Source organism: Pseudoduganella rivuli (genome assembly GCF_009674485.1).
Lineage (GTDB): Bacteria > Pseudomonadota > Gammaproteobacteria > Burkholderiales > Burkholderiaceae_D > Rugamonas > Rugamonas rivuli_B.
In genome coordinates this window covers 1-26,733 of the sequence record NZ_WKJJ01000003.1, presented here as the reverse complement: position 1 = coordinate 26,733, position 26,733 = coordinate 1, and the positions used below count along the sequence as shown (strand labels likewise).

The following is a 26,733-nucleotide window of genomic DNA, read 5'->3' as shown; positions in this document are numbered from 1 at the left end:
CGCCATGCAAGTGCCATGGTAACGCACGCATGGCGGCTTCCGCCAAGGCGGAAACCGCCCTACCGAGTTTGCCGCATCGCTAGAATTCTTCCCACTCGTCGGCCACGGGCGCATTCGCCCGCTTGCGAGCTGGCTGTGGCGCGGCTTGCGATGTTGGTTGTAGTGCCGGCTTGGCCAACGCCACCGCCCGCGCAGCCGGTTGAGCGACTTTCGGCGCCGGCGTCCGCGCCGCCCCCAGCGCCATGGCCCCGGCATCGAGCTTGAATGCGCTGACCACCTGGCTCAAATGCGCCGCCTGTTCCATCATGGCTTCCGCGGCGGCGGCGGCCTGCTCCACCAGCGCCGCGTTTTGCTGCGTCGACTGATCCATGTCCGTAATGGCGTCATTGACCTGGGCAATGCCGCCGCTTTGCTCCTGGCTGGCCGCGGTGATTTCCGACATGATGTCCGTCACCCGCGTGATGCTGGCGACGATTTCATTCATCGTGGCGCCCGCCTCGTCCACCAGCTTCGACCCGGCTTCGACCTTGTCGACCGAATCGCCGATCAAGGTCTTGATGTCTTTCGCGGCGGCCGCCGAACGCTGCGCCAGCGACCGCACTTCGGACGCCACCACGGCAAAACCGCGTCCCTGCTCACCGGCGCGGGCCGCTTCCACCGCGGCGTTCAGCGCCAGGATATTGGTCTGGAACGCGATGCCGTCAATGACGGCGATGATGTCGACAATCTTGCGCGACGATTCGTTGATCGACGCCATCGTGCCCACCACCTGGCTGACCACGTCGCCCCCTTTGACGGCGATGCCGGACGCCGATTGCGCGAGCTGGTTGGCCTGGCGCGCATTGTCCGCGTTTTGCTTGACAGTGGACGTCAGCTGTTCCATCGACGAGGCGGTTTCTTCGAGCGAGCCGGCCTGCTGTTCGGTACGGGCCGACAGGTCCTGGTTGCCCGACGCGATTTGCGTGGACGCGGTGGCGATAGTGTCCGTGCCGGTGCGCACTTGCGCCACCAGCGATTGCAGGCTGGCCAGCATGTCTTTCAGCGCCTGCATCAAGTCCCCGGTTTCGCACTTGCTCTTGACGTCAATCGACACCGTCAAATCGCCCGCAGCCACCTTGCGCGCCACGGACACGGCATCCTGCAGCGGCCTCGAGACGATACGGGCCAGCCATAATTGCATGATGATCCCGATGACCATATTCGCCGCCACCAGCGCCCCGATGCTCCACAGCGAACGGTTGTAGACAGCGCCGGCTTCCTTGTTGGCGGCATCGCCGCCATCCGCGTTCAGTTTGACGAGGCTGTCCAGCGTCGTGATCACGCCAGCGAGCTTGTCGGCCGACGAACTGGCAGCCAGCTTGCGCGCCCCGTCCTTGTCGCCCTGCTGCGACAACACCAGCAACTTGTTATGGTCGCCCATGAAGTCTTGCCAGGCCTTGCCGAAACTGTCAATCAGCGCCTGCTCTTCGGGGTTGGAAATCAGCTTGGTATAGGCTGCGCGGTGGGTTTCCAGCAGAGCCAGCGTGTCGGCCAAGCGCTTTTCGTACTTCGCATGGCCCGCCTCATCGGTGGAAACCATGTGCGACAGTTCCCAGCGCCTGAATTCGCCGACATCGATGCGGATTGCCATCGCTCCCTGGACGCTGGGCATCCAGTCCGTCGCCAGGTCGTCGGAAGCGGCGTGCATGCGCCCCATGGCCATCAGTGCATTGACACCCAGGAACAGGGTCAGCACTTGCACGATCCCGAACGTGATATTGAGCTTCCTTGCGATCCGCAAGTTGTAGAACCACTTCATAGCATCTCCTGTTGTTTGGATGAGTATGCAGAACGGCAACTACAGGCTTACATCATGGGCCACCGCCCCGTACAAAGCAAGGGCGTGGACACAACAATGTTCGGCCCTTAACGGACGGGTCAGCCGTGCCGCCCTTAGCATGGTTGGCATGGATACGACACCACGCCACCATGGTTCCTGGACCAGCAAACTGGGTCCCGGCCTCGTCGCCGGCGCTGCCGACGATGATCCCAGCGGCATCGCGACGTACTCGCAAGCCGGCGCGCAATTCGGCTTCGGCATGCTATGGACGGTGCTGCTGACGTATCCGCTGATGGTCGGTATCCAGATGACCAGCGCCCGCATCGGCCGCGTCACGGGGCGGGGCCTGGCGTCGAACATCCGCCGCCATTGCCCCGCGCCGCTGCTGTACGGGATCGTGTCGCTGCTGGTGGTGGCCAACACCATCAATATCGCGGCCGACATCGCGGCCATGGGCCAGGCCGTGCAATTGCTGGCGGGCGGCCCGGCGCCGTTGTACGCGGCGGGCTTCGGCGTGCTGTCGCTGCTGCTGCAAATCGTGATCCCGTACCAGCGCTATGTGCGCATCCTGAAGTGGCTGACCCTGGCGCTGCTGGCATATGTGGCGACCTTGCTGGTGGTGCGCGTGCCATGGCTGGAAGTGCTGCGCGAAACCGTGCTGCCGCACCTGCGCTGGACGCCCGCGTGGCTGACCACCGTGGTGGCGGTATTGGGCACGACGATCAGCCCCTACATGTTCTTCTGGCAATCGTCGCAGGAAGTGGAGGAATTGCGCGCCGACCCGCAGGCGGAAGCGCTGAAGCGGGCGCCGGAACAGGCCGATGAGGAATACCGCCGCATCAAGCTCGATACACTGATCGGTATGGGCTTTTCCAACCTGGTGGCGTTCTGCATCATGCTGACCACGGCCATCACCCTGCATGCGCACGGGGTACGCGACATCGCCACGTCCGCGCAGGCGGCATCCGCGCTGCGCCCGGTCGCGGGGGAATTCGCGTTCATCCTGTTTACATTGGGGATCGTCGGCACGGGGCTGCTGGCCATCCCCGTACTGGCCGGTTCGGCAGCGTACGCGGTGGCAGGGACTTTTCAGTGGCGTAACAGCCTGGAACTGGCGCCATCGGCGGCCCGCAAGTTTTACGGCATCATCGCCGCGTCCACATTGGCGGGCGTGGCGCTGGGCTTTACGCACTTCGATCCGATCCAGGCGCTGTACTGGAGCGCCGTCATCAATGGCGTCATTGCCGTGCCGGTGATGGCGGTCATGATGCACCTGGGCGGGCAACCGTCCGTCATGGGCGAACAGGTCTTGCCGGGCTGGCTGAAGGCGCTGGGGTGGCTGTGTACGGCGGCCATGGCGACCGCTGTTGCGGCGATGTTCATGACGGCCGCGAATTGATTGCAGGCGGTGGCGCACTTCGGTAAGCTGGAACGATGCGCTCTCCCACTCTTCTTGCCGCCGCAGCCCTGTTCACGGCCCTGCTGACGGCCCTGCCCGCCCATGCGGAGCGGCCTTTCCCCGCCAACGCGAAACGGGGCACGATGACACCGGCCTACCATCCCGATATCGTCATCGATGGCAAGCCGCGCCGCCTGGCGCCCAGCGCGCGCATCTTCAACCAGGACAACCTGATTGAAACGCCCGCCAGCCTGCGCGGCAGGAACATCGTGGTGAATTATGAGGAAGACCGGGACGGCTTGATCGTCAACGTGTGGATGCTGACGCCGGAGGAAGCCGGCCAGCGATTGCCGGCCGGGGATAACGTCACAGGAAGATGATCGCGGCCGCCAGGGCGATGATCAGGCCGAACTTGGTGATCTTGTAGACCGTCTTGTTCCACGCCTTGAAGCGGCGGCGGTACTGTCCCATGTAAAACGAAATCTTGAACAGCTTCGACACCAGGCCGGTCTGGTCGCCGGTTTCATTGGGCGAGCTGGCCGCCGTCATCATGGTGCGGCCCAGGAAACGGTTGATGGCTTGTGCCCAGCCGAAACGCATCGGGCGTTCCACGTCGCAGAACAGGATGATGCGGTCGCTGTCACTGCCATTGATGGCCCAGTGGATATACGTTTCATCGAACATCACGCCCTGGCCGTCGCGCCAGCTGTGGCGCTCGCCATCGACGTCGATAAAGCAGCGGTCATCGTTCGGCGTCGCCAAACCCAGGTGGTAGCGCAGCGAACCGGCAAACGGGTCGCGGTGCGGATTCAACTTGCCGCCCGGCGGCAGTTCCGCAAACATCGCGGCCTTCACGGACGGGATGTTTTTCAACAGCGCATAGGTTTGCGGGCACAGCTGTTCGGCCGACGGGTGGCTGGCGTCATACCATTTCAGGTAAAAACGCTTCCAGCCGTTCTTGAAGAAGGAATTGAAGCCGGCGTCGTCATTCTGTTCCGCTGCCTTGATCTTTTGCATGTTCCGCAGTGCTTCCGCTTCGGCGCGGATCACTTGCCAGTTGGCGGCCAGCGGTTCCAGTTCCTTGAACTGGTCCAGCGGCAGGTAGGGTTTGGACGGCACGCGGGAAAATGTGTGCATGAACCAGTTAATCGGCGCCATGAACGACGAATGGTCGAACAACTGGCGCATGAACGGCAAACGCACCCTGCCACGGAAGTGAATATGGAAAACAGACAACAAATAAACAGCAACCAGCGCCAGCTTCATGGAGCCTCCAGCATTTGAGCAATCGGTAATGATACCGCCAAATGCCGGCCGCTGCGCAAATTCGCTGCCATAACGATATCAATACATCAATATTATCAATGGCTTGGCCCATGGCAGTCATGGCCGCGTCATATTCGCCCGGTAACCGGGTAACCGGGTAACCGGCAAGGGCGGCATCAGATCACTTGCTGAGCCAAATGCCGTACACGGACGTACCGCAACCGCCGATCCAGTTGCCGGACCGGGAATACCACTTCGATTACGAACGCCGCCCGGTTCCGGCGGGGATGATCGTGCCGGAACGGTATTGGAGATGGTGCCCCGTCACCACGGGACAAACATCAATAGCAAGGCCAGCAGCAACAAGATAACCAGCACACTGGCAAGGTGGCGGCCGCGGCGCGGCTGTATGCCTCCAGGGAGTCGCATGATGGCCTCCAAAGGTCGGTAGCGATGAGGCCAGTGTAGTGGTACAGTGCGCCGGCGTATGTTCTTTGGCGCACACAGCGGTGCTGACTTCGGAAACTTATTGCCGTACGCCCTCATCGACGGGCGCACCATTTTCCACCACCAGGAAGCCGGGCGATTTGCCGTTCGCGGCAGGCTGGAACTCGACCACGATATCGCGTTCCTTCATGAAGAACGTGGTAGCCGACATCGGATACAAGGTCACGGCATTGCCGCCAACGTCGACCGACAAATTGCCACCCGCGCGCTGGAACACCAGCACCGGCTGGATCTTGGCCGCATAGCGGCCCACATAGCCATCCAGTTCCGCCGCGCTCAACTGGACCGCCTTGCGCTCCCCCGCTTTCACTGCCGGCTGGTGGTCATAGCTCATCACGCGCGACAATTTCCAGCCTTTTTCCTGGCGCACCCACAGGGCGGAAAAGCGCGCATTATCGGTCGGCACCGCAGCGCCATTGGCTTTCATGACGCGGAAGAAATGGTGCTGGCCGCTGACCAGCGCGCCATATACTTCATTGCCACGGCGCAGCAGGAAGGTCTGGGTCTCATCTTTCGCCGCGTCGCGCCGGACGGTGGCATCCCTGCCTGAACAGATGTTGTCGCGCACCGAGCCGGTCAGGTCGGCACGGCCCCGCGTGATGCCGCCACGGTCATGATAGAACTCGACGTCTTCCGCCGTCAGCGCATCGAGCGCAGCGTAATCGCAGCTGTTATAGGCTTTCCAGTACGCGGCATCGGCCGCCTGCACTTCTTCCACCACGGGGTCTGCCGCTGCAGTGCGCGGCAACGCTACGCCCGCCACGGCAGCCGCCGCTGCCACTGCCGTGCAAACGACCAAAGTCCGAACCTGTTTCATGTACGCCTTTCAGGGTTGTTGAGGGAACAGGGTTCAGTCTAGGTTTGCTGCATGAAGACTCGATGAAGGGAAGGTGAAGGGTTGCTGAAGGTTCGGGCGCGCACGGCGAGTTTGCGGGGACGGCCTCCCGATTTGCCGTTGCGACATGAAATGCTTGCTGCCTGAAAAGTTGCGGCGGCCCATTCACGCAAATGGGTGATTCGCCGCTTCCGCGCCAAGTCTATGGTGTCAGAGGCGCGCAGCACGCAGCCCACGCCGAGCAAGCACTTCCATACCAATAAGCCAGCAAAGGAGCCTTCCAATATGTCTATCCTCAATGTCACATATGGCATCGGCGTCACACTCGACGAATCCATCGGATTGCAGAACCTCGCAGCTACCCCCTCGGCTGCCGGCGATGCCAACGATAACGATATTTCCGCCTCTTCACTCCCACTGGCGTTCTCGTCGCGGCTGACCGCCAGCGGCGTGACGGGGACACCGATCAACGCCGCGCTCAGTGGCTATAACGGCAGCAACAGCGGTACCAATGCCTTCAACTTTACCGTATCGAATGCCATCGGCCTGAGCTTTACCGACAGCGCCGGCGATGCCCTCAACGGCGACCCAAGCGGCCTGTTTACCACCGCCGGCAATGTCGCCATTACCTTATGGACTGATCCAGTCAACAATAATATCGTCTACGGCAAGGCCAACGGCACCACGGTATTTGCCGCGTATATGGAAGAGACCGGCACGCCGATCGCCGGCGCGAAGATCTGGATGGTGCAATATGCCGCCATCAAGGACCCCACCACCAATCCCGACGAATCGCTAAACCTGCTCAACAAGGTGTTTGCGACGGTTGACAAGCAGGTCGAATTTTCGCTGGCCAATGCCCCCTCCGGACAGAATCTGTTCCTGACGATGGGCAACGCCAGCGCCGCGATCGTCATTACCGGTGCCAATCCGGCCAACCAGTCGACCGGCGCCAGCATCACCACCGGCGACACCGTCAACACCAGCCAGGGCGGCGGCTCGACCACGATCGGTTCAAACAACCAGATGATCGACCCGGCCGAAGGCATGTACTTTACCTTCGTCACCGGCGCCAACCCGGCACTGACGATACCCAACCTGGATCACGGTGAAGCTGTACTGGAAAGCAACATCCAGTTCAGCGGTATGCTCGACGCCACCGCAGCGTCCTTCGATATCGTTCAACTGGAAAAAGGCAAGCTGGCGACCGTCCAGTTGAGCGCATACACCACCACCGTGCACACTGGCGCCGATTACATCGACCATCTGCACGACAACGTCCCTGTTGTGATCGACAGTGTGCTGGTACGCGACAGCACCGGCACCATCATTGAGAACTCCAACGGCAGTGTCAACACGGCCGGCCTTTCCATCACCTTCAGCGGCGGCGTCGCCACCGTCACCGGCGTGCAGGCCGGTTACACCATCGACTACCACACGACCAGCGACCACACCCGGCTGCTGGTTTCCAACACCGGCACCGGCACCGGCACCAACGGCGCCAGCTTCGACGTCGGTGGCTTCACCCTGCTGCACACGGCCGCCGACACGGCCGAAATCGGCTCGGTCATGAAATTCGAAGACGCGGGCCCCAGCATCAGCGCCGGCATTGCGCTCGATAGCACCATCCTCAACACCCAGGACGCGCAAACTATCGGCGCCGCCACCGACAGCGACGCACAGGCATTCGCCGCCGCGTTCAAGATCAACTCCAGCAGCTACGATAGCGACGGCCCGGGCGCGATTACCTGGAGCTACGCACTGGCCCTCACCGCACAGGGCGAAAACTCGGGCTTGAAGAGCGGTGGCGCTACCCTGTATCTGCATTTGACCGCAGCCGGCAAAGTGGTGGCATCGACCACCTCGGTGTTGGCCGATGTCAGCGCTGCCAACACCGTGTTCGACCTGACGGCCAGCGCTGCCGGCACCGTGACGTTGCAGCAGTACAGCCGTGTCGACCACGCACTTCCCGGCGTGGGATCGAATTTCGCGGCGCAGGAAGCGATCCTTGCCAACGGGCTGGTGAGCCTGAACGCCACCGCGCGCATAACCGACGGCGACAGCGATTTCACCACCTCCACCGCCAAACTGGACCTTGGCGGCAACGTACGGTTCGACGATGACGGGCCGACAGCCTTCACACCGGCGTCGATCTCGCTGGTCAATTCGGGCACGGCGGTCGGCTCGGCAGCGATGCACGCCGCGGCCAGCGTGGGCGCCGACATTAGCGCCAGCAGCAAATTCGTCGATATCGTGGCCGCAGACAACTTCCTGTATGCCAGCGATGGCGCCACCCTGCTGAAATCAGGTGGCGAAAACATCATCCTGTCGGGCTATGGCAGCACAGTGCTGAGCGCGAAAACCGTGTCCGGCGCAACGGTCTTTACCGCCACGCTCAACAATGGCACCGACCAGTACACCATCGACTTCGACCGCGCCATCGATGACGGCAGCGGCGTCAGCTTCCTCGGGGCAGCACCGGTCAGGTCGGGCAACCCCACCTTCAACCTGATCGACAATGTCGGCGGATCGACGCTCGACCTGTTGTTCTCCGGCGGCGACACCAGCCATGGCGTGCCCACTTCGCATACTGTCAACGTCAGCACCAATGGCGCCGGGGTGGACAACCAGAGCATGAACTCGGCAGGCACGCTGGGGGAAACCCTGCGGATCGATTTCGAAACCGGCGCGGCACTGTCCGGTTCGCCGCTCGGCAGTGATTTCACCGCGGGCGTACACCAGACCGTGAACGGCTATTCGTTCCTGCTGACGCAAAACACGCCCAGCGGCACCACCGCGACCGCTTACATCCAGGTGTTCGACGCAGACAATGACAAAGTCCTCGTCAACGACCCCGGCGATACCCTCGACACCATAACCTTGGTAAGCGTTGGCGGCACGGTAATTTATGATGGCGCCTTCCATACCGCAACAATCAACGGCAGCCAGGTGTCCGGCATGCTGTACAACGGCGGCATCGTGCTGACTGGCTTGAATGAAGGCGCGACCGGCGATGGCACCGGTGGCGACGACCCGGCCATCAAGGTCAGCACGGCTAACGGATTCAACCGAGTGGAAGTCTCCAACTTCGCCGGCCAGACGGTCAACGGGCAACTGCTGGGCGGCACCGGGTTCGACATTGCGCCGGCCGGGGTGGATCAGGCGGTGGCGGGCGCAGCCTTCGCGTTCAACCTGCCGATCCAGGTCACCGACTTCGACGGCGACTATGGACCGGTCGAACTGATCGCGGTAAACATCACGCCGGTGCCGCTGGGATAACCGCTGCCGGCGGTATTGCCGGGCTGTTCGCGCAGGTGCGCCAGCAGCTCGGTTTTCCGGTGGATGCCGAGCTTGGCAAACACATGCGCGAGATGGGTACGGACAGTATTGCTGCTGACGCCAAGCAAGGCGGCAACTTCACCATGGGTACGCCCTTGCGCATAGTGTTGGGCGGCGACGACCTCGGCAGGCGTCAGCGTATCGACCGGCAAGCGCTCGATAACACTGCACAGGGATGCGTTCGCTGGCGCCGGCTCCACAAACCAGCGCGTGCGCCGTCCTTCGTATTGGCCACGGGTACGCAAGCGGGCCAGCGCCGCCGCCGGCAACGTGGACGGATTGCAACCGTACCATTCCTTGTTCACCATACGCTCAAATTCGGCGTCGAACAGCTCCACGTCGCCACTGGCATTGATGATGGCAAAGCCGGCCTTCGCCCGCATGGTTGACTGGGCCGCCAGATAGCGGCGCAGATGGATCAGGTTGCAACGAAGCAGGTGCGGCCATACGGCCGTGAGATAGTGGGCTGCCGCTGCGGAAAATGCCTGATGGCCCCGCCGTGCCAACAACAGCCAATGGGCCGGCCGGCATAATTGCCCGGCTGAACCGATCAACAACAATTGACGCAGCTTGTTACGCTCCACATAGCTGAGCAATCGGTCACGGTCGAAAAATTGCTGAAGTTGCGTTTCACTGCAGATTACCGGCGGCGGCAATGCCAAATGAAAACTACTGGAAATCGCGTCCGGGTCCGCAGAGAGCACTGGACGGGAGGCCTTCCGATGTTCACGCATCGTGCCGCACCCAATGGCGCCAATATCGAACGTCACCACCTTGCGGATCAGCTCGAGACACGCCGTGTGATACTCGCCAAACACACAATGCTCGGCAATCTCGTACATCTGCAGCATCAGCGCGGAGAATTGCTGGAGCATAGCTGTCCTTCGCCAAGGTTACTAGCAAAATGATAATTACATCAAGATAGCAGGGATCGGAGAGATTGCCAGAAATCGGTACGATGCGAACACGCGCTGAAAAAGCCCGGCGCCGGAACATATGACCCGCATGGCGTCAATTCGTTCCGTTTTCGGTGGAGAACTCAATAGCAAAAAGCCCAGCCAAACGGCTGGGCTTTTCAAATTTGGTAGGCCCTCGCGGAGTCGAACCGCGCACCAAAGGATTATGAGTCCTCTGCTCTAACCAAGCATGAGCTAAGGGCCCGGAGAGGGGTTACTGCATCAGGCAGCGGCTCGTACCGCTCCCGGTCCGTGATTTACGGACACAGGAGCATAGGTGCAACACCGCTGCCCGTCAAGACTTAATTACCTTCCAGGAAGCTCTTCAGCTTGTCGGAACGCGATGGGTGGCGCAGCTTGCGCAGCGCCTTGGCTTCGATCTGGCGGATGCGTTCGCGGGTCACGTCGAACTGTTTACCGACCTCTTCCAGCGTATGGTCGGTCGACATTTCGATACCGAAACGCATGCGCAGCACCTTGGCTTCGCGCGGCGTCAGCGAGTCCAGCACATCCTTCACCACGCCGCGCATCGATGCGTGCAACGCCGCATCCGAAGGCGCCAGGGTGTTGTTGTCCTCGATGAAGTCGCCCAGGTGGGAATCGTCGTCGTCACCGATCGGCGTTTCCATGGAGATCGGCTCTTTCGCGATCTTCATGATCTTGCGGATCTTATCTTCCGGCATTTCCATCTTGATCGCCAACGTTGCAGGATCCGGCTCGGCGCCGGTTTCCTGCAAGATCTGGCGCGAGATGCGGTTCATCTTGTTGATGGTCTCGATCATGTGCACCGGAATACGGATGGTGCGCGCCTGGTCGGCGATGGAACGGGTGATGGCCTGGCGGATCCACCACGTCGCATAGGTCGAGAATTTGTAACCGCGGCGGTATTCGAACTTGTCCACCGCTTTCATCAAGCCGATATTGCCTTCCTGGATCAAGTCCAGGAATTGCAGGCCGCGGTTGGTGTATTTCTTCGCGATGGAAATCACCAGGCGCAAGTTCGCTTCCGTCATTTCACGCTTGGCCTTGCGCGCCTTCATTTCCCCGGCCGCCATCTGGCGGTTGATGTTACGCAAGTCAGGCAGCGGCAAGACCACGCGCGCCTGCAAGTCGATCAAGCGCTGCTGCAATTCCTTGATGGTCGGGATGTTGCGGCCCAGGATCGCGCTGTACGCGTGACCGGCAGCCACTTCGCCATCCACCCATTCCAGATTGGTTTCATTGCCCGGGAAGACCTTGATGAAGTGGGCGCGCGGCATGCCGCACTTGTTGACGGCCACGTCGAGGATTTGCTTCTCGATGTGGCGCACTTCATCGACCTGGCCACGCAGCGTGTCGCACAGTTTTTCCACGACTTTCGCCGTGAAGCGGATCGCCAGCAATTCATTGGAAATCGCTTCCTGTGCTTTCACATAGGATTTCGAGTTGTAGCCATCCTTCTCGAAAGCGCGGCGCATCTTGTCGAATTGCTGCGAGATGAGGTCGAATTTTTCCAGCGCAGCATTCTTCATCTGCTCCAGCTGCTCGGCCGAATAACCAGCGGCAGCGGCGGCCGGGCTGGCTTCTTCTTCCTCTTCTTCTTCCTCTTCTTCCTCTTCGTCGTCCTCGTCGTCTTCATCGGACGACGCGGCGGGCGCCGGCTGGTCTTCGTTGTCGTCTACCAGGCCGTCGACGATTTCATCGATCTTGATTTCATCGTTGCGGATGCGGTCGGACGCGGCAATGATTTCCGCGATCGTCACCGGGCAGGCGGAAATCGCCTGGATCATGTCTTTCAAGCCATCTTCGATCCGCTTGGCGATTTCAATTTCGCCTTCGCGCGTCAGCAGCTCGACCGAACCCATTTCACGCATGTACATGCGGACCGGGTCGGTGGTGCGGCCAAAGTCGGAATCGACGGTCGACAGGGCCGCTTCGGCAGCCGCTTCCGCTTCATCGTCGCTGGCCACATTGGCCACGCTGTCGGACAGCAGCAGGGTTTCGGCGTCGGGCGCATGCTCGTAGACGGCAATGCCCATGTCGTTGAAGGTGCCGATAATGCCCTCGATCGCTTCCGGATCGACGATATTTTCTGGCAGGTGGTCATTGATTTCGGCGTAGGTCAGGAATCCGCGTTCCTTGCCGAACTTGATGAGGGTCTTGAGTTTCTGGCGGCGGCGCTCGAGTTCTTCCTCGGTCGCTTCCGTATCGGACGAGAATGCGTCCTTCAGCAATGCCTTTTCCTTAGCCTTGCGATCCTTGGCCTTCGCTTTGTCCACGGCTTTCAGCTCGGCGCGCTCGACCGCATTCAATGCGGCGACTTCGTCATTTTCCGGCGTGAATTCCTTGGGCTTGCGTCCCCGCCGCCCCGGCACCTTCACGGACGGCAAGACATAGCCGGAAGTGTCGATGGCAGCCAGGGCTGCGGCATCCGTGGTCTGGCTGACTGCCGGTGGCGCGTTGGTCCGCGTTTCCGATTTGTCGGCCGACTTCGCGGCCTTGGCAGTCACTTTGCTGGGCTTGTCAGCCGCTTGGGATTCAGGTTTCTTTGTTGGCACAGGCGCTTTCGATTACACAACGACTTGCTTTACGGGTTAGGATAAAGTTCTTGCAACAATGCTACTACTTATACCTTCCAGCTCCGAACCGTGCAACGCACAGAGGGAACTTCCGCGACACGGACCTCAACCCTAGGTCGTGCTTGGCAGAAATTCTACTGTATGACAGCGCATGGGGGCTAGAGCCTGGCAGGCACCGGAACCCTGGTGCGATAGACGCACCGTCCGTGCCTGAAGTCTGGCCCTGGCCGCCGGCTACCATCCCGCTGTGCCGATCAAGAGCCTAACTTACTGAAATCAAACCAAATTTTGCCTAAACAAAGCTAAGCGAAAAGTCAACACTTAGCGTTTTATTATAGCACGCCACTTTACAAATTCCAGAGGGAACGCCCCGTGCTCCCCCTATACGCGGCATGCTATAAATAACATGAAATCCGTTAGCGGCCCGACACCTCCGCCTCTTTCCGCAACTGATCCTGCATGGCGCTGATTTCACGGAAGCGGTCGGCAATTTCCGCCGCCGACCTGCCGGACGATGCCAGCTGGGTCAGCTCCGCCGTCAGCGCATCCATCTTGATCTGCCGGATCGCACTGGCCACGTACAGCTTGACCGCATCGAAATCCGACTCCGCGCTTTCCGACGAAATCTCCGTAATGATCGCGTCGTATTCACTGCCCTGTTCCTTCAGGTGCATGGCCAGCGAGGCAAAATTGCCTTGCGGCCCCAGCGCCTGCGCTGCCGCCACCAGCTGGCGCAACCGCTCCGCCTGCTCCGGCCCGAAGCTGTCGAATGCCGCCAGGCCGGACTCGTCGATATCCAGCGCCAGTGCCGGATGCGCCACCAGATGCCGCACGATCTGCAATTCCAGGCCCATCGGTTCAGGCCGCGCCGACCTTGGCGGCGCGCGGCGCACTTCCGCCACCGGCTTGCTCAACTCGCACAGCGCCTCGATTTCACCGGGGCTGCTTTGCGTCATGCTGGCCAGCCCGCGCACGATTTGCAACCGCAAGGCCGATGGCGACATCGCCTGCAACATCGGCTTGGCGTCAAATTGCACGCGCGCACGGCCTTCCGGCTCGCTTAAATCGTAGTCCGCCGCCACTTCCCGCAACAGGAATTGCGACAGCGGCATTGCTTCATGCACTTGCTGCTCGAACGCCGGCGCGCCGAATTCGCGGATATAGCTGTCGGGATCGTGCTCGGCTGGCAGGAACAGGAATTTGATGGTCTTGTTGTCCGACACATGCGGCAGGCAAGCTTCCAGCGCGCGCCGCGCGGCGCGGCGGCCGGCCTTGTCGCCGTCGAAACTGAAGATCACATTGTCTGTTTGACGCAACAGCTTTTGCACGTGGGTGGTGGTGCAGGCCGTACCCAGGGTCGCCACTGCTTGCGGGAAACCCATCTGGGCCAACGCCACCACATCCATATAGCCTTCCGTGACCAGCACGTAACCCGCGTCGCGGATTGCCTGCCGGGCTTCGAACAAGCCATACAACTCGTGGCCCTTGGAAAATAAGGGCGTCTCGGGAGAATTCAAGTACTTTGGCTCGCCCTGCTCCATGATCCGGCCGCCAAAGGCAATCACTTGGCCTTTGGTATTGCGGATCGGGAACATCACGCGCTCGCGGAAACGGTCGTAGCGCTTGTTGCGGTGGCCTTCCTCATCGACACGGTCGATCACCAGGCCCGCTTCCACCAGCGCCGGGGCATCGTAATCGCGGAACACGCTGCGCAAGTTATCCCAGCCGCCCGGCGCATAACCGAGCGCAAAGCGGGCGGCAATCTCTCCCGTCAGCCCCCGGCCCTTCAGGTAACCGATGGCGGCGGGCGCCTGGCGCAGCTGCAGCTTGTAGTATTCGGCGGCCTGGGTCATGGCATCGGACAATGCCAGGCTTTGCGCCTGCATCTGCGCGCGCTGCGCGGGCGGGATACGGTCATCCTGCTCCGGCACCACCATGCCCACCCCTTGCGCCAGGTCTTTGACGGCATCGACAAAGCCCATGCCGGAATATTCGATCAGGAACCCGATCGACGTGCCGTGCGCGCCGCAGCCGAAGCAGTGATAGAACTGCTTGGTCGGGCTGACCGTGAAGCTGGGGGATTTTTCACTGTGAAAGGGGCACAGCCCCATGTAATTGGCGCCGCCCTTTTTCAACTGGACGTAACGGCCGACCACGTCGACGATATCGACGCGGTTGAGCAGATCGGAAATGAAGGATTGTGGGATCACGGCGATCGGTCTGCCTAAAACAATGTTGCATGCAATGCGGCGGCGCATGGCCGCATGATATAGGGCGGACATCCGCCCCTGCCCGCATTACGCCGACGTCAGCGCCTTCTTCACCAGCGCGGACACCACGGTCATGTCGGCACGGCCAGCCAGTTTCGGCTTGACGATGGCCATGACCTTGCCCATGTCTTGCGGACCGGCGGCGCCGGACGCCGCGACGGCGGCAGCCACTTCCGCCGCCACTTCCTCATCGGACAGGCCGGCCGGCATGTAGGCCGCCAGCACCGCCAGTTCGGCCTTCTCGATCTCAGCCAGGTCGGCACGGCCGCCGGCTTCGAATTGCGTGATCGAATCCTTGCGCTGCTTGATCATTTTTTCCACGATGGCAACGGTCTGCGCATCGTTCAATTCGATCTGTTCATCGACTTCCTTGCGCTTGATTTCCGCCAGCAGCAGGCGGATCGTGCCCAGCTTGCCCGCTTCCTTGGCGCGCATCGCGGCTTTCATGTCGTCGGAGATCTGTGTTTTCAAAGTCATGTCGGTATCCTGGAAAAAGTGGCGCAAAAAACGAAAACCCGCTGCGGAACAAACCGGAGCGGGCATTCAACTGCACAGGTGAGCCCGCGGCGCAGTGCCGTACTGCCGGGCCATCCTGAATGGCAGATTAGTACAGTTTCTTAGGCAGTTGCTGGCTGCGGATGCGCTTGTAGTGGCGCTTCACTGCAGCTGCCAGCTTGCGCTTGCGCTCAGCCGTTGGCTTTTCGTAGAACTCGCGAGCGCGCAGTTCGGTCAGCAGGCCGGTTTTTTCGATGGTGCGTTTGAAGCGACGCATTGCGACTTCGAACGGCTCGTTTTCTTTGAGGCGAATGGTGGTCATGTAAAAATTCAAACCGTTAGATTTAGGAAGAAGAAGATATTAGCAGCTTTTGGCCCAATTGGGAAGAGCTTTGGACGCCAAACCGGCTCAGCAGGCCAGTTTCACGGTGAAACTGTCTGATTTGAGCAATCTTTTCGTCCTGCCAACATCGGTTCCCGGTGCACGTGTTGTCAAACCGGGATAGCGATTGTATCAGACCACTTGTCCGGCTGCCACTCCCGATGCCCATGCCCACTGGAAGTTGTAGCCTCCCAGCCACCCTGTCACATCGACTGTTTCACCGATGAAATACAGGCCCGGGACCTTATTGGCCATCATGGTTTGTTGCGACAATTCCCGCGTATCGACGCCACCCCGCGTGACTTCCGCCTTGCGGTAGCCTTCGGAGCCGTCGGGCGTGATGGTCCACTGGTTCAGCAACTGGCCCAGCTTGCGCAACTGCGCGTCCGGCATGTCGGCCAGGCGCGCTTCGCTGTTGAAACTGTGCGCCAGCAGCAAGCCATCGGCCAGGCGCGCCGGCAGCCACTGCGACAGCACATTACCCAGCTGTTTCTTGGTCGACTGCTTGGCCGCGGTCAGTTCCTGCGCCACATCCATTTCCGGCAACAGGTTGATGACGATAGGCGTTCCCGGCTGCCAGAACGACGAGATTTGCAGGATGGCGGGGCCGGACAGGCCTCGGTGCGTAAACAGCAAGTCTTCGCGGAAGCGGGCGCCGTCCGGGTTGCGGCCTTTCAGCGAACCGGTTTCCACGTCGACTTCCAGCGAAATGCCGGCCAGCGGCACGAATGGCGCCCACTCCTGCGCGTCGAAGGTCAGCGGCACCAGTGCGGGACGGGTTTCCACCAGCTTCAGGCCGAACTGCTTGGCGATGCGGTAGCCGAAATCCGTGGCGCCGATTTTCGGGATCGACAGGCCGCCGGTGGCAATCACCACGCTTTGCACGTTCACCACGCCGGTGTCGGTATAGACGGTGAAGCCGCCGTCTTCGCCCGGCTCGATGCTGTCGACCTTGGCGGGCATGCGCCAGTGCACGTTACCGACCGCGCACTCGGCTTTCAGCATGCCGATGATGTCTTCGGCCGACACGTCGCAAAACAGCTGGCCCTTGTGTTTTTCGTGGTGCGCGATGCGGTGTTTTTTCACCAGCGCGAGGAAATCCTGCGGCGTATAGCGGGACAGCGCGCTTTTGCAGAAATGGGGGTTTTGCGACAGGAAGTTCGCGGGGCCGGCATTAATGTTAGTAAAGTTGCAACGGCCGCCACCGGAAATGCGGATTTTCTCGGCCAGCTTGTCCGCATGGTCGATCAGCACCACGCGCCGCCCGCGCTTGCCCGCCTCGGCCGCGCACATCATGCCGGCCGCGCCCGCGCCGATTACCGCCACATCAAACTGCTTCATAACCGCCCCGGGAATGTAAAACCTGCCATTGTAAGCCCCCGCCAGAACTTACCCGAACCTAAAAATCTAATCGACATTTCGGGGCCTGGCCCCAAAAGTACTATGCGCGGGGGTGAATTGATAGGATTACAGCGCGCGGGCGGCTTTGGTGCACTGGGCCACTTGCTCGGCGATCGATGCCGGCACGGGCACGTCGCCGCGCAGGACGGAGGCGATCCACGCGGCCGTCGCAGTCGCGCTTTTGTCTTCCGGCAGCACGATGTTTTCTTCCGCCTCGACCGCCTTTTCCACCAGCACCGTGCGTTGATGGCCGTGGAACCAGTCGATCTTCTGTCCCTTGTTGGCATTGGCCACCGTCTCGCCTTCCGTGCCGCGCATCAGGAAGGCGTCGCCGCGCGCCGGGTCGACTGCCGTCGTGAAGTATTCGCCCAGCATTTCCAGGTATTCCGGGTGCGTATACGACACCAGGCGCAGCGCCGGTCCCGCGAACGGCTGCATGATTTTCACGAGCGTATGGGTGGAGTTGCGCACGCCCAGGCGCCGGCGCAGCGACAGCATGTGCGCCAGCTTCGGCGCCAGCGCATCGATGGTGATGAAAGCGGGTTTGCCCGCCGCCAGCAGCGCTTCGGCTTCCGCGTGGTTGCACGCCGGAGCAATGCCCAGCTCGGCCAGCACTTCGGCCGTCGCCACGCGGCCCGGATCGTGCGGCACGCCATGCACCAGCACCGGCACGCCTTCGCGCGCCAGCAGCAGCGCCAGCAGCGCCGTCAGGTTGGCCATCTTGCGCGCGCCGTTATAGCTGGGGATGATCACCGGCGCACAGCCGCCGGCCGGCGCATGCAGCGGCGCGAACGAGGCTTCGGCCGCGTCGAGGAAACCGGCGATTTCATCGACGGATTCGCCCTTGATCCGCATGGCCAGCAAAATGCCGCCCAGTTCCAGGTCGCTGACGCGGCCATCGAGCATGGCGGCATACAGTTCGCGGGCATCATCGCGCGACATGCTGCGCGCGCCTTTTTTTCCGCGGCCGATCTCTTTGATGATGTGGGCCGCGGCGTATGGGGTCGGGTGTGGTGTCGTCATGGCCGCAAGCTTACTACATCAAGAGTAGGCGCATCGGGCAGACCTGCGTCAATTCGGCTACACTTGACAGTTCCCCTATGACGTCGATGCCGGCGTTGCCCACTACAGAACAAAGAGTTGTCTTAGAGAATTATGATTTCGCCAGATATCGAAAACATTAACGTTACCAACTTCGCGTCCATGCCGACCCCGGCGGAACTGCACGCGAAGCTGCCGTTGACCGATGCCGCATCGGAAACCGTCATGAAAGGCCGCGCCGACTTGCGCAACATCCTCGACCGCAAGGACAAGCGCCTGTTCGTTGTCGTGGGCCCGTGCTCGATCCATGACCCGGTCGCCGGCCTGGACTATGCGCGCCGCCTGAAGGCCTTGCAGGAAGAAGTGGCCGACACCATGCTGCTGGTCATGCGCGTGTATTTCGAAAAGCCGCGCACCACCACCGGCTGGAAAGGCTATATCAACGATCCGTTCATGGACGACTCGTTCCGCGTCGACGTCGGCATGGAAAAAGCCCGCCAGTTCCTGCTGGACGTGTGCGAACTGGGCCTGCCCACCGCCACCGAAGCGCTGGACCCGATTTCCCCGCAATACCTGGGCGACCTGATCGCGTGGACCGCGATCGGCGCACGCACCACGGAATCGCAGACGCACCGCGAAATGTCGTCCGGCCTGTCGACGCCGGTGGGCTTCAAGAATGGCACCGACGGCGACATCAGCATCGCCATCAACGCCATCCTGTCGGCGGCCAATCCGCACGCCTTCCTCGGCATTAACGGCGAAGGCAACGTATCGATCGTGCGCACGCGCGGCAATGCCTATGGCCACGTGGTGCTGCGCGGTGGCGATGGCCGCCCGAACTACGATTCCGTGTCGGTGGCGATTGCCGCCCAGTCGCTGGAAAAAGCCAAATTGCCCGCCAACGTGGTGGTCGACTGCTCGCACGCGAACAGCTACAAGAAGCCGGAACTGCAACCGCTGGTGATGGCCGACGTGGTCAACCAGATCACCCACGGCAACCAGTCGGTGGTCGGCGTGATGATCGAATCGAACATCGTGGGCGGCAACCAGAAGATCCCGCAAAACCTGTCGGAACTGAAATACGGCTGCTCGGTCACCGACGGCTGCATCGACTGGGATACCACGGCCGACATGCTGCGCGCGGCCCACAAGGAATTGCTGGCGCGCCCTTAATCCGCGGCGCCATACCAACGCGGGCGGCCCTGCGCAACGGCGCGGGGCCGCCCGTTTCCATTACAATGGCAGATTGCTCTTTCACTTTATAGTTGCATCATGATCGTTCTCGGCGTTGAATCCTCCTGTGACGAAACCGGCCTGGCCCTGTATGACACGGACCGTGGCCTGCTGTCGCATGCCCTGTATTCGCAAGTGGCCATGCACGAGGAATATGGCGGCGTGGTGCCGGAACTGGCGTCGCGCGACCATATCCGCCGCGCCATCCCGCTGCTGCAACAGGTGCTGGACACGTCCGGCGTCGCCAAGCACGACATCGACGCCATCGCCTACACGCAAGGCCCCGGCCTGGCCGGCGCGCTGCTGGTGGGCTCGTCGATCGCGTGCAGCCTGGGGCTGGCGCTGGACAAGCCGGTGCTCGGCGTGCACCACCTGGAAGGCCATTTGCTGTCGCCGCTGCTGGCGTCGAAGCCGCCCGAATTCCCGTTTATCGCGCTGCTGGTCTCCGGCGGCCACACGCAGTTGATGCGCGTCGATGGCGTGGGCCAGTACACGTTGCTGGGCGAAACGCTGGACGATGCGGCCGGCGAAGCGTTCGACAAATCCGCCAAGTTGCTGGGCCTCGGTTATCCGGGCGGCCCGGCGATTTCGCGCCTGGCCGATTTTGGCGACCCGCTGGCGTACAAGCTGCCGCGCCCGATGATGCACACCAAGGACTTCAACTTCAGCTTCTCCGGTCTGAAGACCGCCGTGCTGACGGTGGTGAAGAACCATCCGGCGCAGGGCATTGCCAATATCTGCGAGCAGGACAAGGCCAACATCGCGCGCGGCTTTGTCGATGCGATCGTTGAAGTGCTGACGGCCAAATGCGTGTCGGCGCTCAAACACACGGGCCTGAAGCGCCTCGTGATTGCCGGCGGCGTGGGCGCCAATGCCCAACTGCGCGCCTCGCTGAACGCGGCGGCGGCGAAGAAGCGGTTCCAGGTGTTTTATCCGGAACTCGAATTTTGCACCGACAATGGCGCCATGATCGCCTTCGCCGGCGCCATGCGCCTGCAAATCAATCCGGCTGCGGCGAAGAAGGATTACTCGTTCAACGTGCGGCCGCGCTGGCCGCTGGATGAATTACGGGTCGTATGACGCGGTGGATTACGCGCGGCGCGCGTAATCCACCAACCATCAAGCAGCCTTCGCCGGCCGCCCCTGCCGGTGATACAGAAACTCCAGCACCCGCGTGCGGTACTCGATGTACAGCGCATCCTGCGCCAGCGCCAGCCGGTCGCGCGGACGTGGCAGCCGCACGTGGACGATGTCGCCGATGGTGGCGGCCGGGCCGTTGGTCATCATGACGATGCGGTCCGACAGCAGCACGGCTTCATCCACGTCGTGCGTCACCATCACCACCGTCGCGCCGGTGGCCGCCACGATGCGCAGCAATTCATCCTGCAAGTGCGCACGGGTCAGCGCATCGAGCGCGCCGAACGGCTCGTCCATCAACAGCACTTTCGGCTCCATCGACAGCGCCCGGGCAATCCCCACGCGCTGTTTCATGCCGCCGGAAATTTCGTGCGGACGCTTGTTGGCCGCATGCGACAACCCCACCAGTTCCAGCGCCGCCGTGGTGCGCTCCTGCAGCTTCGCGACGCCTTCTTTCGCGCCGAATACCCGCTCCACCGCCAGATAAATGTTTTCATGGCAGGTCAACCATGGCAGCAACGAATGGTTCTGGAACACCACGGCGCGTTCCGGCGCCGGACCCGCGATTTCCCGGCCATTGCATATCAGGGCGCCGCCGGTGGCGGTCGTCAAGCCCGCGATCAGGTTCAGCAAGGTGGACTTGCCGCAGCCCGAGTGTCCGATCAACGTGATGAACTCGCCCTGCTCCACCGTCAGGTTGACGTCGGACAGCGCGTGGAAACGCCCGCCCTTGGTATTGAACACCATGTCCGCATGGCTGATGTCGATGAATTTCGCGCTCATACCGAAGTCTCCTCATACGTGAATGCCTTGGCCAGCGATACCAGCGCCAGTTCCAGCAGCAAGCCCACCACGCCGATCACCACGATGGCAATCAGGATGTGCGGCACATTCAGGTTGTTCCACTCGTCCCAGACCCAGAAGCCGATGCCCACGCCACCGGTCAGCATTTCCGCCGCCACGATCACCAGCCACGCGGTGCCGATCGCCAGGCGCACGCCCGTCAGCATGTAAGGCAGCACGGATGGCAGCAGGATCTTGGTGAAGATCTTCCATTCCGACAGCGACAGCACGCGCGCCACGTTCATGTAATCCTGCGGTACGCGCTGCACGCCCACGGCCGTGTTGATGATCATCGGCCAGATCGAGCAAATGAAGATCGACCAGATCGCGGCGGGGTTGGCGGCCTTGAATACCAGCAGGCCGATCGGCAGCCATGCCAGCGGCGACACGGGTTTCAGCAAGCTGATGATCGGGCCGAACATGCCGTACATGAACTTGAAGCGGCCGATGACGAAGCCTAATGGAATGCCGACCGCCGCCGCCAGGCCGAAGCCCAGTGCCACGCGCTGCAGCGACGCCAGCACGTTCCAGCCGATGCCCTGGTCGTTCGGGCCCTTGCGGTAGAACGGATCCGAGAACAGGTGCACGGCTTCGTCCCACGTGGCCAGCGGCGTGGGGAAGCTGCTGTTCTTGGCCGCCAGGATTTGCCACGCCAGCACCAGCAGCGCCAGGCCCGCCAGCGGCGGCAGGAACTTCAGCACGGCGGCGCGCAGGCGCGCGCTGCCCGACACCAGGTTCACCCCCTTGGCGGCAATCCGTTCGCTGCGCGGGGGACGTTCCAGCGGCGCGGCCTTGGCCGGCTCCGCCGCACTGCCTTGCGCAGGTACAGCGATACTTTCCAGCACTGCACTCATCATGTTCTCCTTGGGTTAAGCCTTGATCTTGAACGAATCGGCGAACGCTTTCGGGTTCTTGCCGTCGAAGGTGGCGCCATCGAGCATCTTGATGGTGCGCATGTTGGACTTCGGCAGCGCCACCTTGGCCATGCCTGCCGCGTCCTTGTACACATCGAGCTGGTTGATCTGCGTGGCCACGGCCAGGTAATCCGGTTCGCTCTTCAGCAAGCCCCAGCGCTTTTGCTGCGTCAGGAACCACATGCCGTCCGACAGGAAGGGGAAATTGACCTGGCCGTCGTTATAGAAGCGCATCGGATTCGGGTCGTCCCACGTCTTGCCCAGGCCATTCTGGTAGCGGCCCAGGATGCGCTGGTTGATGACGTCGACCGTGGTGTTGACGTACGACTTGTCGGCGATGGTTTCCGCCATTTTGAGTTTGTTCGACAGCGAGGCATCGATCCAGCGGCCCGCTTCCAGCACCGCCGCCGTCAGCGCGCGCGCCGTGTTCGGATATTTCTTGACCCACTCGGCGCTGGTGCCCAGCACTTTTTCCGGGTGGTCGCGCCAGATGTCCTGCGTGGTGGTGGCCGTGATGCCAACGCCGTCGACGATCGCGCGGTGGTTCCACGGTTCGCCCACGCAAAAACCGTCCATGTTACCGATACGCATATTGGCCACCATTTGCGGCGGCGGCACCGTGATGACCTTGGCGTCGTGCAGTGGATTGATGCCATGGCTGGCCAGCCAGTAATACAGCCACATCGCGTGGGTGCCGGTCGGGAAGGTTTGTGCAAACGAATATTCGCGCGGGTCGGCTTTCATCAATTTGGCCAGCGACGGGCCATCGACGGCGCCCTTGTCCGCCAGCTTTTTCGACAGTGTGATGGCCTGGCCGTTATGGTTCAGGTTCATCAGCACGGCCATGTCTTTTTTCGGACCGCCCGCGCCCAGGTGCACGCCATACACCAGGCCATACAGCACGTGCGCCGCGTCGAGTTCGCCATTGACCAGTTTGTCGCGCACGCCGGGCCACGACGCTTCCTTGCTGAGCACGATCTTGATGCCGTATTTCTTGTCAAAGCCCAACACCGACGCCATGATGACGGAGGCGCAATCGGTCAGCGGAATGAAGCCCACTTTAACTTCTTCTTTTTCGGGCTTGTCTGAACCGGCTGCCCAGACGCCTTGCGTGGCCAGTCCGGAGATTGCAGTGGCGGCGCCGGCCTTCAGCAGGGTACGGCGGGTGAGTTTGATATTGTCCATCCTGTAGGGTCCCCGTAGCGAATGACAGGCGGCTGCCTGCCCTGCCTACTGCTTTGCAATTGGCGTGCCAGCGTCAACAAGGGGCATGGATGAGAAAAACAGTGGATTCGGCACAAAAAAACAGCACCGGTATTGTGCGACGCACCAGAAGCATGCGCACCGCATGCACCAACTGTTTTCAATCGGGTGTTACACGAAATAGAGTGCTTTCGGCCTGGAGAAAAGCGTCGGCCCGCAGCCGTTCAACCATCAAATCCACGAAACTACGGATGCGCGCCGAGCCCTGCCGGCTGTCACGGTGCACGATGTGGATCGGTACGGGCGCCGTCGCATAGTCGTCCAGCACCAGTTGCAACTCGCCCGCCGCCAGCGCGGCCGCGGCCTGGTACGACAGCAGGCGCGCAATGCCGAGCCCCAGCTTGACGGCGTCGATCACGGCGTCATTGCTGTTCACTTGCAGGCGTGGCCGCATGCGCATGGTGCGCACGGCGCCATCCTGCATGAAGCGCCAGTCCGGCGCCACGTTGGAACCGTTGGCGCCGACGATGGTGTGCGCCGCCAGGTCCTGCGGCGTACAGGGCGCGCCGTTCCGCGCCAGGTAGGCGGGCGACGCCACCAGCACGCGCCGCACGTGGCCCACGGGCGCCGCCCGCATGGTGGAATCCGGCAAGTCGCCGATGCGCACGGCCACGTCGATGCCCTCTTCCACCAGGTTCACCACGCGGTCGACAAACAGCGCCGATACTTCCATCTGCGGATAGCGCTGCAAATAATCGACGATACCCGGCGTCACGTACAGGCGGCCGAACAGCATCGGCGCCGTGACCGATAAATGGCCGCGCGGGGCGGCGCCGGCGCCGGCCGCCGCTTCATCGGCTTCGTCGAGTTCGGCCACGATGCGGCGCGCATCGTCCAGGTAGCGCCGCCCCGCTTCCGTCACGCGCACGTGGCGCGTGGTGCGTTCCAGCAGGCGCACGCCCAGCCGCTCTTCCAGTGCGGTCACGGCGCGGGTGACGGCCGGCGGCGACATGCCGAGCCGGCGCGCGCCGGCCGCGAAACTCTGTTCTTCCGCGACCGCGATATAGACGGTGATCAGGTGGAGCCGGTCCATGGGCCTCCCGCAAACTGGGCGGGCGCATGTTCGACCGCGTAATCGATGAATTGGCGCACCCGCTGCGGCATTTGCGTGCGCTGCTGGTAATACATATAGACACCGCCATACGACGCCGTGGTTTCCGGCAGCAAATGCCGCAACCGGCCCTGCCGGATATCGTCGGCCGCCATGTACCAACCCAGCTGCCCGATCGCCATCCCGGCCAGCACGGCCGCCGCTTCCGCTTCGGCGGTATTGAAACTGGCCACCGACGGGATATCCCGGTACACGGTGGCGCCATCGACGCGGAATTCCCACGGCACCATGCGGCCCGTGTTGGGCTGGCGGAAGCCCGTACAGCGGTGTTCGCGCAACGCGTCGATGGAATCCGGCGCGCCATACAGTTCTATATAGCGGGGCGCCGCGCACACCACCAGGTACAGGTCGCCGATGCGGCGCGACACCAGGTTGCGCTCGGGCGGATTGCCGGCCCGGAACCCGACGTCGATGCGCGCTTCCACCAGGTCGGTGAACTGGTCTTCCAGCACCAGGTCAAAGCGCACGCCTGGATAGCGCTGCTGGAAATCGCGGATCAGCGGCACCACGATGTGCTGGCCGAACGACGTCGGCGCGGCAATGCGGATCACGCCATCCATGTCGCGCCGGCTGTTTTGCACGGTATCGATGGCTTCGTCGAGCAGCCGCATGCCGGGGTTGGCCAGTTCGAACAGGCGCTCGCCCTCTTCCGTCAAGGTCAGGCTGCGCGTGGTGCGGTGGAACAGGCGCACACCCAGGTGGTCTTCCAGCTGGCGCACCGCCTTGCTGACCGCCTGCGGCGACAAGCCCGCCTCCATGGCCGCCTGGCTGAAGCTGCCGGCGCGCACGACGCCGATGAACAGGGTCAGAACCCGGGATCTATCCATTTACATGCCCATTTACAACCCAATTTACAACCAGAAGTTGATAATCAATCGCCTTTACGATGGCTAGTGTAGCAGGTCGGCGCCGCCTACACTCCTCTCCATCGACACACCCACCCCGCCTCCAAGGAGACTGACATGAGCAAAGTATGGTTTATCACCGGCGCATCCCGTGGCTTCGGCCTGCTGATTGCCAAAGACGCGCTGGCGCGCGGCGACCAGGTCGTGGCCACCGCCCGTAACCCGGAAACCGTCACCGCGGCGCTGGGCGCCCATCCCAACCTGCTGGCGCTGCGCCTGGACGTGACGCAGGAAGCGCCCGCCGTCCTGGCGGCCAGCGCCGCGGTCGAACGCTTCGGCCGCATCGACGTACTGGTCAACAATGCCGGCTATGGCTTGCTGGCCTCCGTCGAGGAAGCCACCGATGCGGAAATCCGCGCCCAGTACGACACCAATGTCTTCGGCCTGCTGAACGTGACGCGCGCCGTGCTGCCCCACATGCGTGCGCGCGGCGCGGGCCACGTCATCAATATCTCGTCCGTGGGCGGCTATAAATCGTACGCGGGCTGGGGCATTTATACGTCCACCAAGTTTGCCGTGGAAGCATTGACGGAATCGCTGGCCATGGAACTGGCCCCGCTGGGCATCCATGCCACCACAGTGGAACCGGGCTTCTTCCGCACCGACTTCCTCGATGCGTCGTCGATGAAAGACGCGTCGCAACCGATCGCCGACTATGCGGCCACCGTGGGCGAGATGCGCACCCTGATGGCCGGCGTCAACCACCGGCAGCCGGGCGATCCGCAAAAGCTGTCGCTGGCGATCCTGCAACTGGCCGACGCAAAACAGCCGCCCGTGCGCCTGCCGCTGGGCTCCGACACGGTGGCCGGCATCCGTGAAAAGAATGCCTTCGTCGAGCAGGAACTGGCGCAATGGATCGGCGTGGCCATGTCGACCGACCACGATGACGTGGCAGCTACGGTGGCAGCGGCGTTGCGCCAGGCGGCATAGTCGTAGAACCTATGATGTAAAAGAAAGAGCCGTCGGCATAACGATTTCCTAAACTGGAGGTGCTAACCAATCCAAATAAGGGGATCATCATGCAAACGGCTCAAACTCATTTTACGTCGATTGAATTGA

General features: G+C 62.0%; 21 protein-coding genes, 1 tRNA gene and 1 pseudogene. 7 read left to right on the top strand and 16 right to left on the bottom strand.

Going from position 1 to position 26,733, the window contains the following annotated elements; genetic code table 11:
* Positions 1-79 precede the first annotated feature (79 nt).
* Positions 80-1,798, bottom strand: a complete 1,719-nt coding sequence (locus GJ700_RS05115; RefSeq protein WP_154371598.1) for a methyl-accepting chemotaxis protein — start codon at positions 1,796-1,798, stop codon at positions 80-82.
* Between the two features lie 148 nt (positions 1,799-1,946).
* Between GJ700_RS05115 and GJ700_RS05110 the strand changes: the two genes are divergently transcribed.
* Positions 1,947-3,218 (top strand): NRAMP family divalent metal transporter, encoded by a 1,272-nt coding sequence (locus tag GJ700_RS05110; protein ID WP_229506814.1) that lies wholly within the window; start codon positions 1,947-1,949, stop codon positions 3,216-3,218.
* A 35-nt stretch (positions 3,219-3,253) separates the two neighbouring features.
* Entirely contained in the window at positions 3,254-3,598 is a 345-nt protein-coding gene (locus GJ700_RS05105) for a hypothetical protein (protein WP_154371596.1), read from the top strand.
* On the opposite strand, the gene lpxO is transcribed toward GJ700_RS05105, so the two are convergent.
* Complete coding sequence (lpxO, locus tag GJ700_RS05100; protein WP_154371595.1) at positions 3,585-4,484, bottom strand: lipid A hydroxylase LpxO; 900 nt, start codon at positions 4,482-4,484, stop codon at positions 3,585-3,587. The genes GJ700_RS05105 and lpxO overlap by 14 nt on opposite strands.
* Positions 4,485-4,666: 182 nt before the next feature.
* Between lpxO and GJ700_RS35245 the strand changes: the two are divergent.
* A pseudogene (locus GJ700_RS35245) lies at positions 4,667-4,792 on the top strand (polyphosphate kinase 2); the annotation flags it as partial.
* Between the two features lie 218 nt (positions 4,793-5,010).
* Here GJ700_RS35245 and GJ700_RS05095 read toward each other — a convergent pair.
* Positions 5,011-5,808: a nuclear transport factor 2 family protein gene (locus tag GJ700_RS05095; protein WP_154371594.1), complete on the bottom strand. Its 798-nt coding sequence runs from the start codon at positions 5,806-5,808 to the stop codon at positions 5,011-5,013.
* A gap of 303 nt (positions 5,809-6,111) precedes the next feature.
* Between GJ700_RS05095 and GJ700_RS05090 the strand changes: the two genes are divergently transcribed.
* Positions 6,112-9,105, top strand: a complete 2,994-nt coding sequence (locus GJ700_RS05090; RefSeq protein WP_154371593.1) for a beta strand repeat-containing protein — start codon at positions 6,112-6,114, stop codon at positions 9,103-9,105.
* Here the strand turns inward: GJ700_RS05090 and GJ700_RS05085 are convergent.
* The 8 genes from GJ700_RS05085 to ybiB all read right to left on the bottom strand — a co-directional run bounded on the left by GJ700_RS05085 (position 9,051) and on the right by ybiB (position 18,250).
* Positions 9,051-10,040, bottom strand: coding sequence for a helix-turn-helix transcriptional regulator (locus GJ700_RS05085; RefSeq protein ID WP_154371592.1), 990 nt, complete (start codon positions 10,038-10,040; stop codon positions 9,051-9,053). The genes GJ700_RS05090 and GJ700_RS05085 overlap by 55 nt on opposite strands.
* Before the next feature lie 207 nt (positions 10,041-10,247).
* A tRNA-Ile gene (locus tag GJ700_RS05080) sits at positions 10,248-10,326 on the bottom strand.
* A gap of 97 nt (positions 10,327-10,423) precedes the next feature.
* Complete coding sequence (gene rpoD / locus GJ700_RS05075; RefSeq protein WP_371867837.1) at positions 10,424-12,610, bottom strand: RNA polymerase sigma factor RpoD; 2,187 nt, start codon at positions 12,608-12,610, stop codon at positions 10,424-10,426.
* 485 nt (positions 12,611-13,095) lie between these two features.
* Positions 13,096-14,889: a DNA primase gene (gene dnaG, locus GJ700_RS05070; RefSeq protein WP_371867836.1), complete on the bottom strand. Its 1,794-nt coding sequence runs from the start codon at positions 14,887-14,889 to the stop codon at positions 13,096-13,098.
* 87 nt (positions 14,890-14,976) lie between these two features.
* Positions 14,977-15,426, bottom strand: a complete 450-nt coding sequence (locus GJ700_RS05065; RefSeq protein WP_154371591.1) for a GatB/YqeY domain-containing protein — start codon at positions 15,424-15,426, stop codon at positions 14,977-14,979.
* 127 nt (positions 15,427-15,553) lie between these two features.
* The gene (gene rpsU / locus GJ700_RS05060; protein WP_005665410.1) at positions 15,554-15,766 is read right to left on the bottom strand and encodes a 30S ribosomal protein S21; all 213 of its coding nucleotides are present in this window, start codon (positions 15,764-15,766) and stop codon (positions 15,554-15,556) included.
* A 192-nt stretch (positions 15,767-15,958) separates the two neighbouring features.
* Positions 15,959-17,167 (bottom strand): BaiN/RdsA family NAD(P)/FAD-dependent oxidoreductase, encoded by a 1,209-nt coding sequence (locus tag GJ700_RS05055; RefSeq protein ID WP_154371590.1) that lies wholly within the window; start codon positions 17,165-17,167, stop codon positions 15,959-15,961.
* A 126-nt stretch (positions 17,168-17,293) separates the two neighbouring features.
* Positions 17,294-18,250, bottom strand: a complete 957-nt coding sequence (gene ybiB / locus GJ700_RS05050; RefSeq protein ID WP_154371589.1) for a DNA-binding protein YbiB — start codon at positions 18,248-18,250, stop codon at positions 17,294-17,296.
* 132 nt (positions 18,251-18,382) lie between these two features.
* Between ybiB and GJ700_RS05045 the strand changes: the two genes are divergently transcribed.
* Both GJ700_RS05045 and tsaD read left to right on the top strand, forming a co-directional pair.
* Positions 18,383-19,441, top strand: a complete 1,059-nt coding sequence (locus GJ700_RS05045) for a 3-deoxy-7-phosphoheptulonate synthase (RefSeq protein ID WP_154371588.1) — start codon at positions 18,383-18,385, stop codon at positions 19,439-19,441.
* 99 nt (positions 19,442-19,540) lie between these two features.
* Entirely contained in the window at positions 19,541-20,581 is a 1,041-nt protein-coding gene (gene tsaD / locus GJ700_RS05040; protein ID WP_154371587.1) for a tRNA (adenosine(37)-N6)-threonylcarbamoyltransferase complex transferase subunit TsaD, read from the top strand.
* Positions 20,582-20,620: 39 nt separating this feature from the next.
* On the opposite strand, the gene GJ700_RS05035 is transcribed toward tsaD, so the two are convergent.
* From GJ700_RS05035 to GJ700_RS05015, 5 genes are all read right to left on the bottom strand, one after another.
* Positions 20,621-21,421, bottom strand: coding sequence for an ABC transporter ATP-binding protein (locus tag GJ700_RS05035; RefSeq protein WP_154371586.1), 801 nt, complete (start codon positions 21,419-21,421; stop codon positions 20,621-20,623).
* The gene (gene ntrB / locus GJ700_RS05030; protein ID WP_154371956.1) at positions 21,418-22,335 is read right to left on the bottom strand and encodes a nitrate ABC transporter permease; all 918 of its coding nucleotides are present in this window, start codon (positions 22,333-22,335) and stop codon (positions 21,418-21,420) included. The genes GJ700_RS05035 and ntrB overlap by 4 nt, the downstream gene beginning before the upstream one ends.
* A gap of 15 nt (positions 22,336-22,350) precedes the next feature.
* Positions 22,351-23,580: a CmpA/NrtA family ABC transporter substrate-binding protein gene (locus GJ700_RS05025; protein ID WP_154371585.1), complete on the bottom strand. Its 1,230-nt coding sequence runs from the start codon at positions 23,578-23,580 to the stop codon at positions 22,351-22,353.
* Between the two features lie 178 nt (positions 23,581-23,758).
* Entirely contained in the window at positions 23,759-24,691 is a 933-nt protein-coding gene (locus GJ700_RS05020) for a LysR family transcriptional regulator (RefSeq protein ID WP_154371584.1), read from the bottom strand.
* Positions 24,673-25,596 (bottom strand): LysR family transcriptional regulator, encoded by a 924-nt coding sequence (locus GJ700_RS05015; RefSeq protein WP_154371583.1) that lies wholly within the window; start codon positions 25,594-25,596, stop codon positions 24,673-24,675. The genes GJ700_RS05020 and GJ700_RS05015 overlap by 19 nt, the downstream gene beginning before the upstream one ends.
* 135 nt (positions 25,597-25,731) lie before the next feature.
* Between GJ700_RS05015 and GJ700_RS05010 the strand changes: the two genes are divergently transcribed.
* Complete coding sequence (locus tag GJ700_RS05010; protein WP_154371582.1) at positions 25,732-26,604, top strand: oxidoreductase; 873 nt, start codon at positions 25,732-25,734, stop codon at positions 26,602-26,604.
* The last annotated feature ends 129 nt before the right edge of the window (positions 26,605-26,733 follow it).

Coding starts and splice junctions, on each gene's coding strand:
- GJ700_RS05065 (WP_154371591.1), bottom strand. CDS start 15,426: ATGACTTTGAAAACACAGATCTCCGACGACATGAAAGCCGCGATGCGC.
- GJ700_RS05010 (WP_154371582.1), top strand. CDS start 25,732: ATGAGCAAAGTATGGTTTATCACCGGCGCATCCCGTGGCTTCGGCCTG.
- GJ700_RS05085 (WP_154371592.1), bottom strand. CDS start 10,040: ATGCTCCAGCAATTCTCCGCGCTGATGCTGCAGATGTACGAGATTGCC.
- GJ700_RS05055 (WP_154371590.1), bottom strand. CDS start 17,167: ATGAAGCAGTTTGATGTGGCGGTAATCGGCGCGGGCGCGGCCGGCATG.
- GJ700_RS05110 (WP_229506814.1), top strand. CDS start 1,947: ATGGATACGACACCACGCCACCATGGTTCCTGGACCAGCAAACTGGGT.
- GJ700_RS05115 (WP_154371598.1), bottom strand. CDS start 1,798: ATGAAGTGGTTCTACAACTTGCGGATCGCAAGGAAGCTCAATATCACG.
- GJ700_RS05045 (WP_154371588.1), top strand. CDS start 18,383: ATGATTTCGCCAGATATCGAAAACATTAACGTTACCAACTTCGCGTCC.
- GJ700_RS05105 (WP_154371596.1), top strand. CDS start 3,254: ATGCGCTCTCCCACTCTTCTTGCCGCCGCAGCCCTGTTCACGGCCCTG.
- GJ700_RS05015 (WP_154371583.1), bottom strand. CDS start 25,596: ATGGATAGATCCCGGGTTCTGACCCTGTTCATCGGCGTCGTGCGCGCC.
- GJ700_RS05025 (WP_154371585.1), bottom strand. CDS start 23,580: ATGGACAATATCAAACTCACCCGCCGTACCCTGCTGAAGGCCGGCGCC.
- GJ700_RS05095 (WP_154371594.1), bottom strand. CDS start 5,808: ATGAAACAGGTTCGGACTTTGGTCGTTTGCACGGCAGTGGCAGCGGCG.
- GJ700_RS05090 (WP_154371593.1), top strand. CDS start 6,112: ATGTCTATCCTCAATGTCACATATGGCATCGGCGTCACACTCGACGAA.
- ybiB (WP_154371589.1), bottom strand. CDS start 18,250: ATGACGACACCACACCCGACCCCATACGCCGCGGCCCACATCATCAAA.
- rpsU (WP_005665410.1), bottom strand. CDS start 15,766: ATGACCACCATTCGCCTCAAAGAAAACGAGCCGTTCGAAGTCGCAATG.
- tsaD (WP_154371587.1), top strand. CDS start 19,541: ATGATCGTTCTCGGCGTTGAATCCTCCTGTGACGAAACCGGCCTGGCC.
- GJ700_RS05035 (WP_154371586.1), bottom strand. CDS start 21,421: ATGAGCGCGAAATTCATCGACATCAGCCATGCGGACATGGTGTTCAAT.
- lpxO (WP_154371595.1), bottom strand. CDS start 4,484: ATGAAGCTGGCGCTGGTTGCTGTTTATTTGTTGTCTGTTTTCCATATT.
- GJ700_RS05020 (WP_154371584.1), bottom strand. CDS start 24,691: ATGGACCGGCTCCACCTGATCACCGTCTATATCGCGGTCGCGGAAGAA.
- ntrB (WP_154371956.1), bottom strand. CDS start 22,335: ATGAGTGCAGTGCTGGAAAGTATCGCTGTACCTGCGCAAGGCAGTGCG.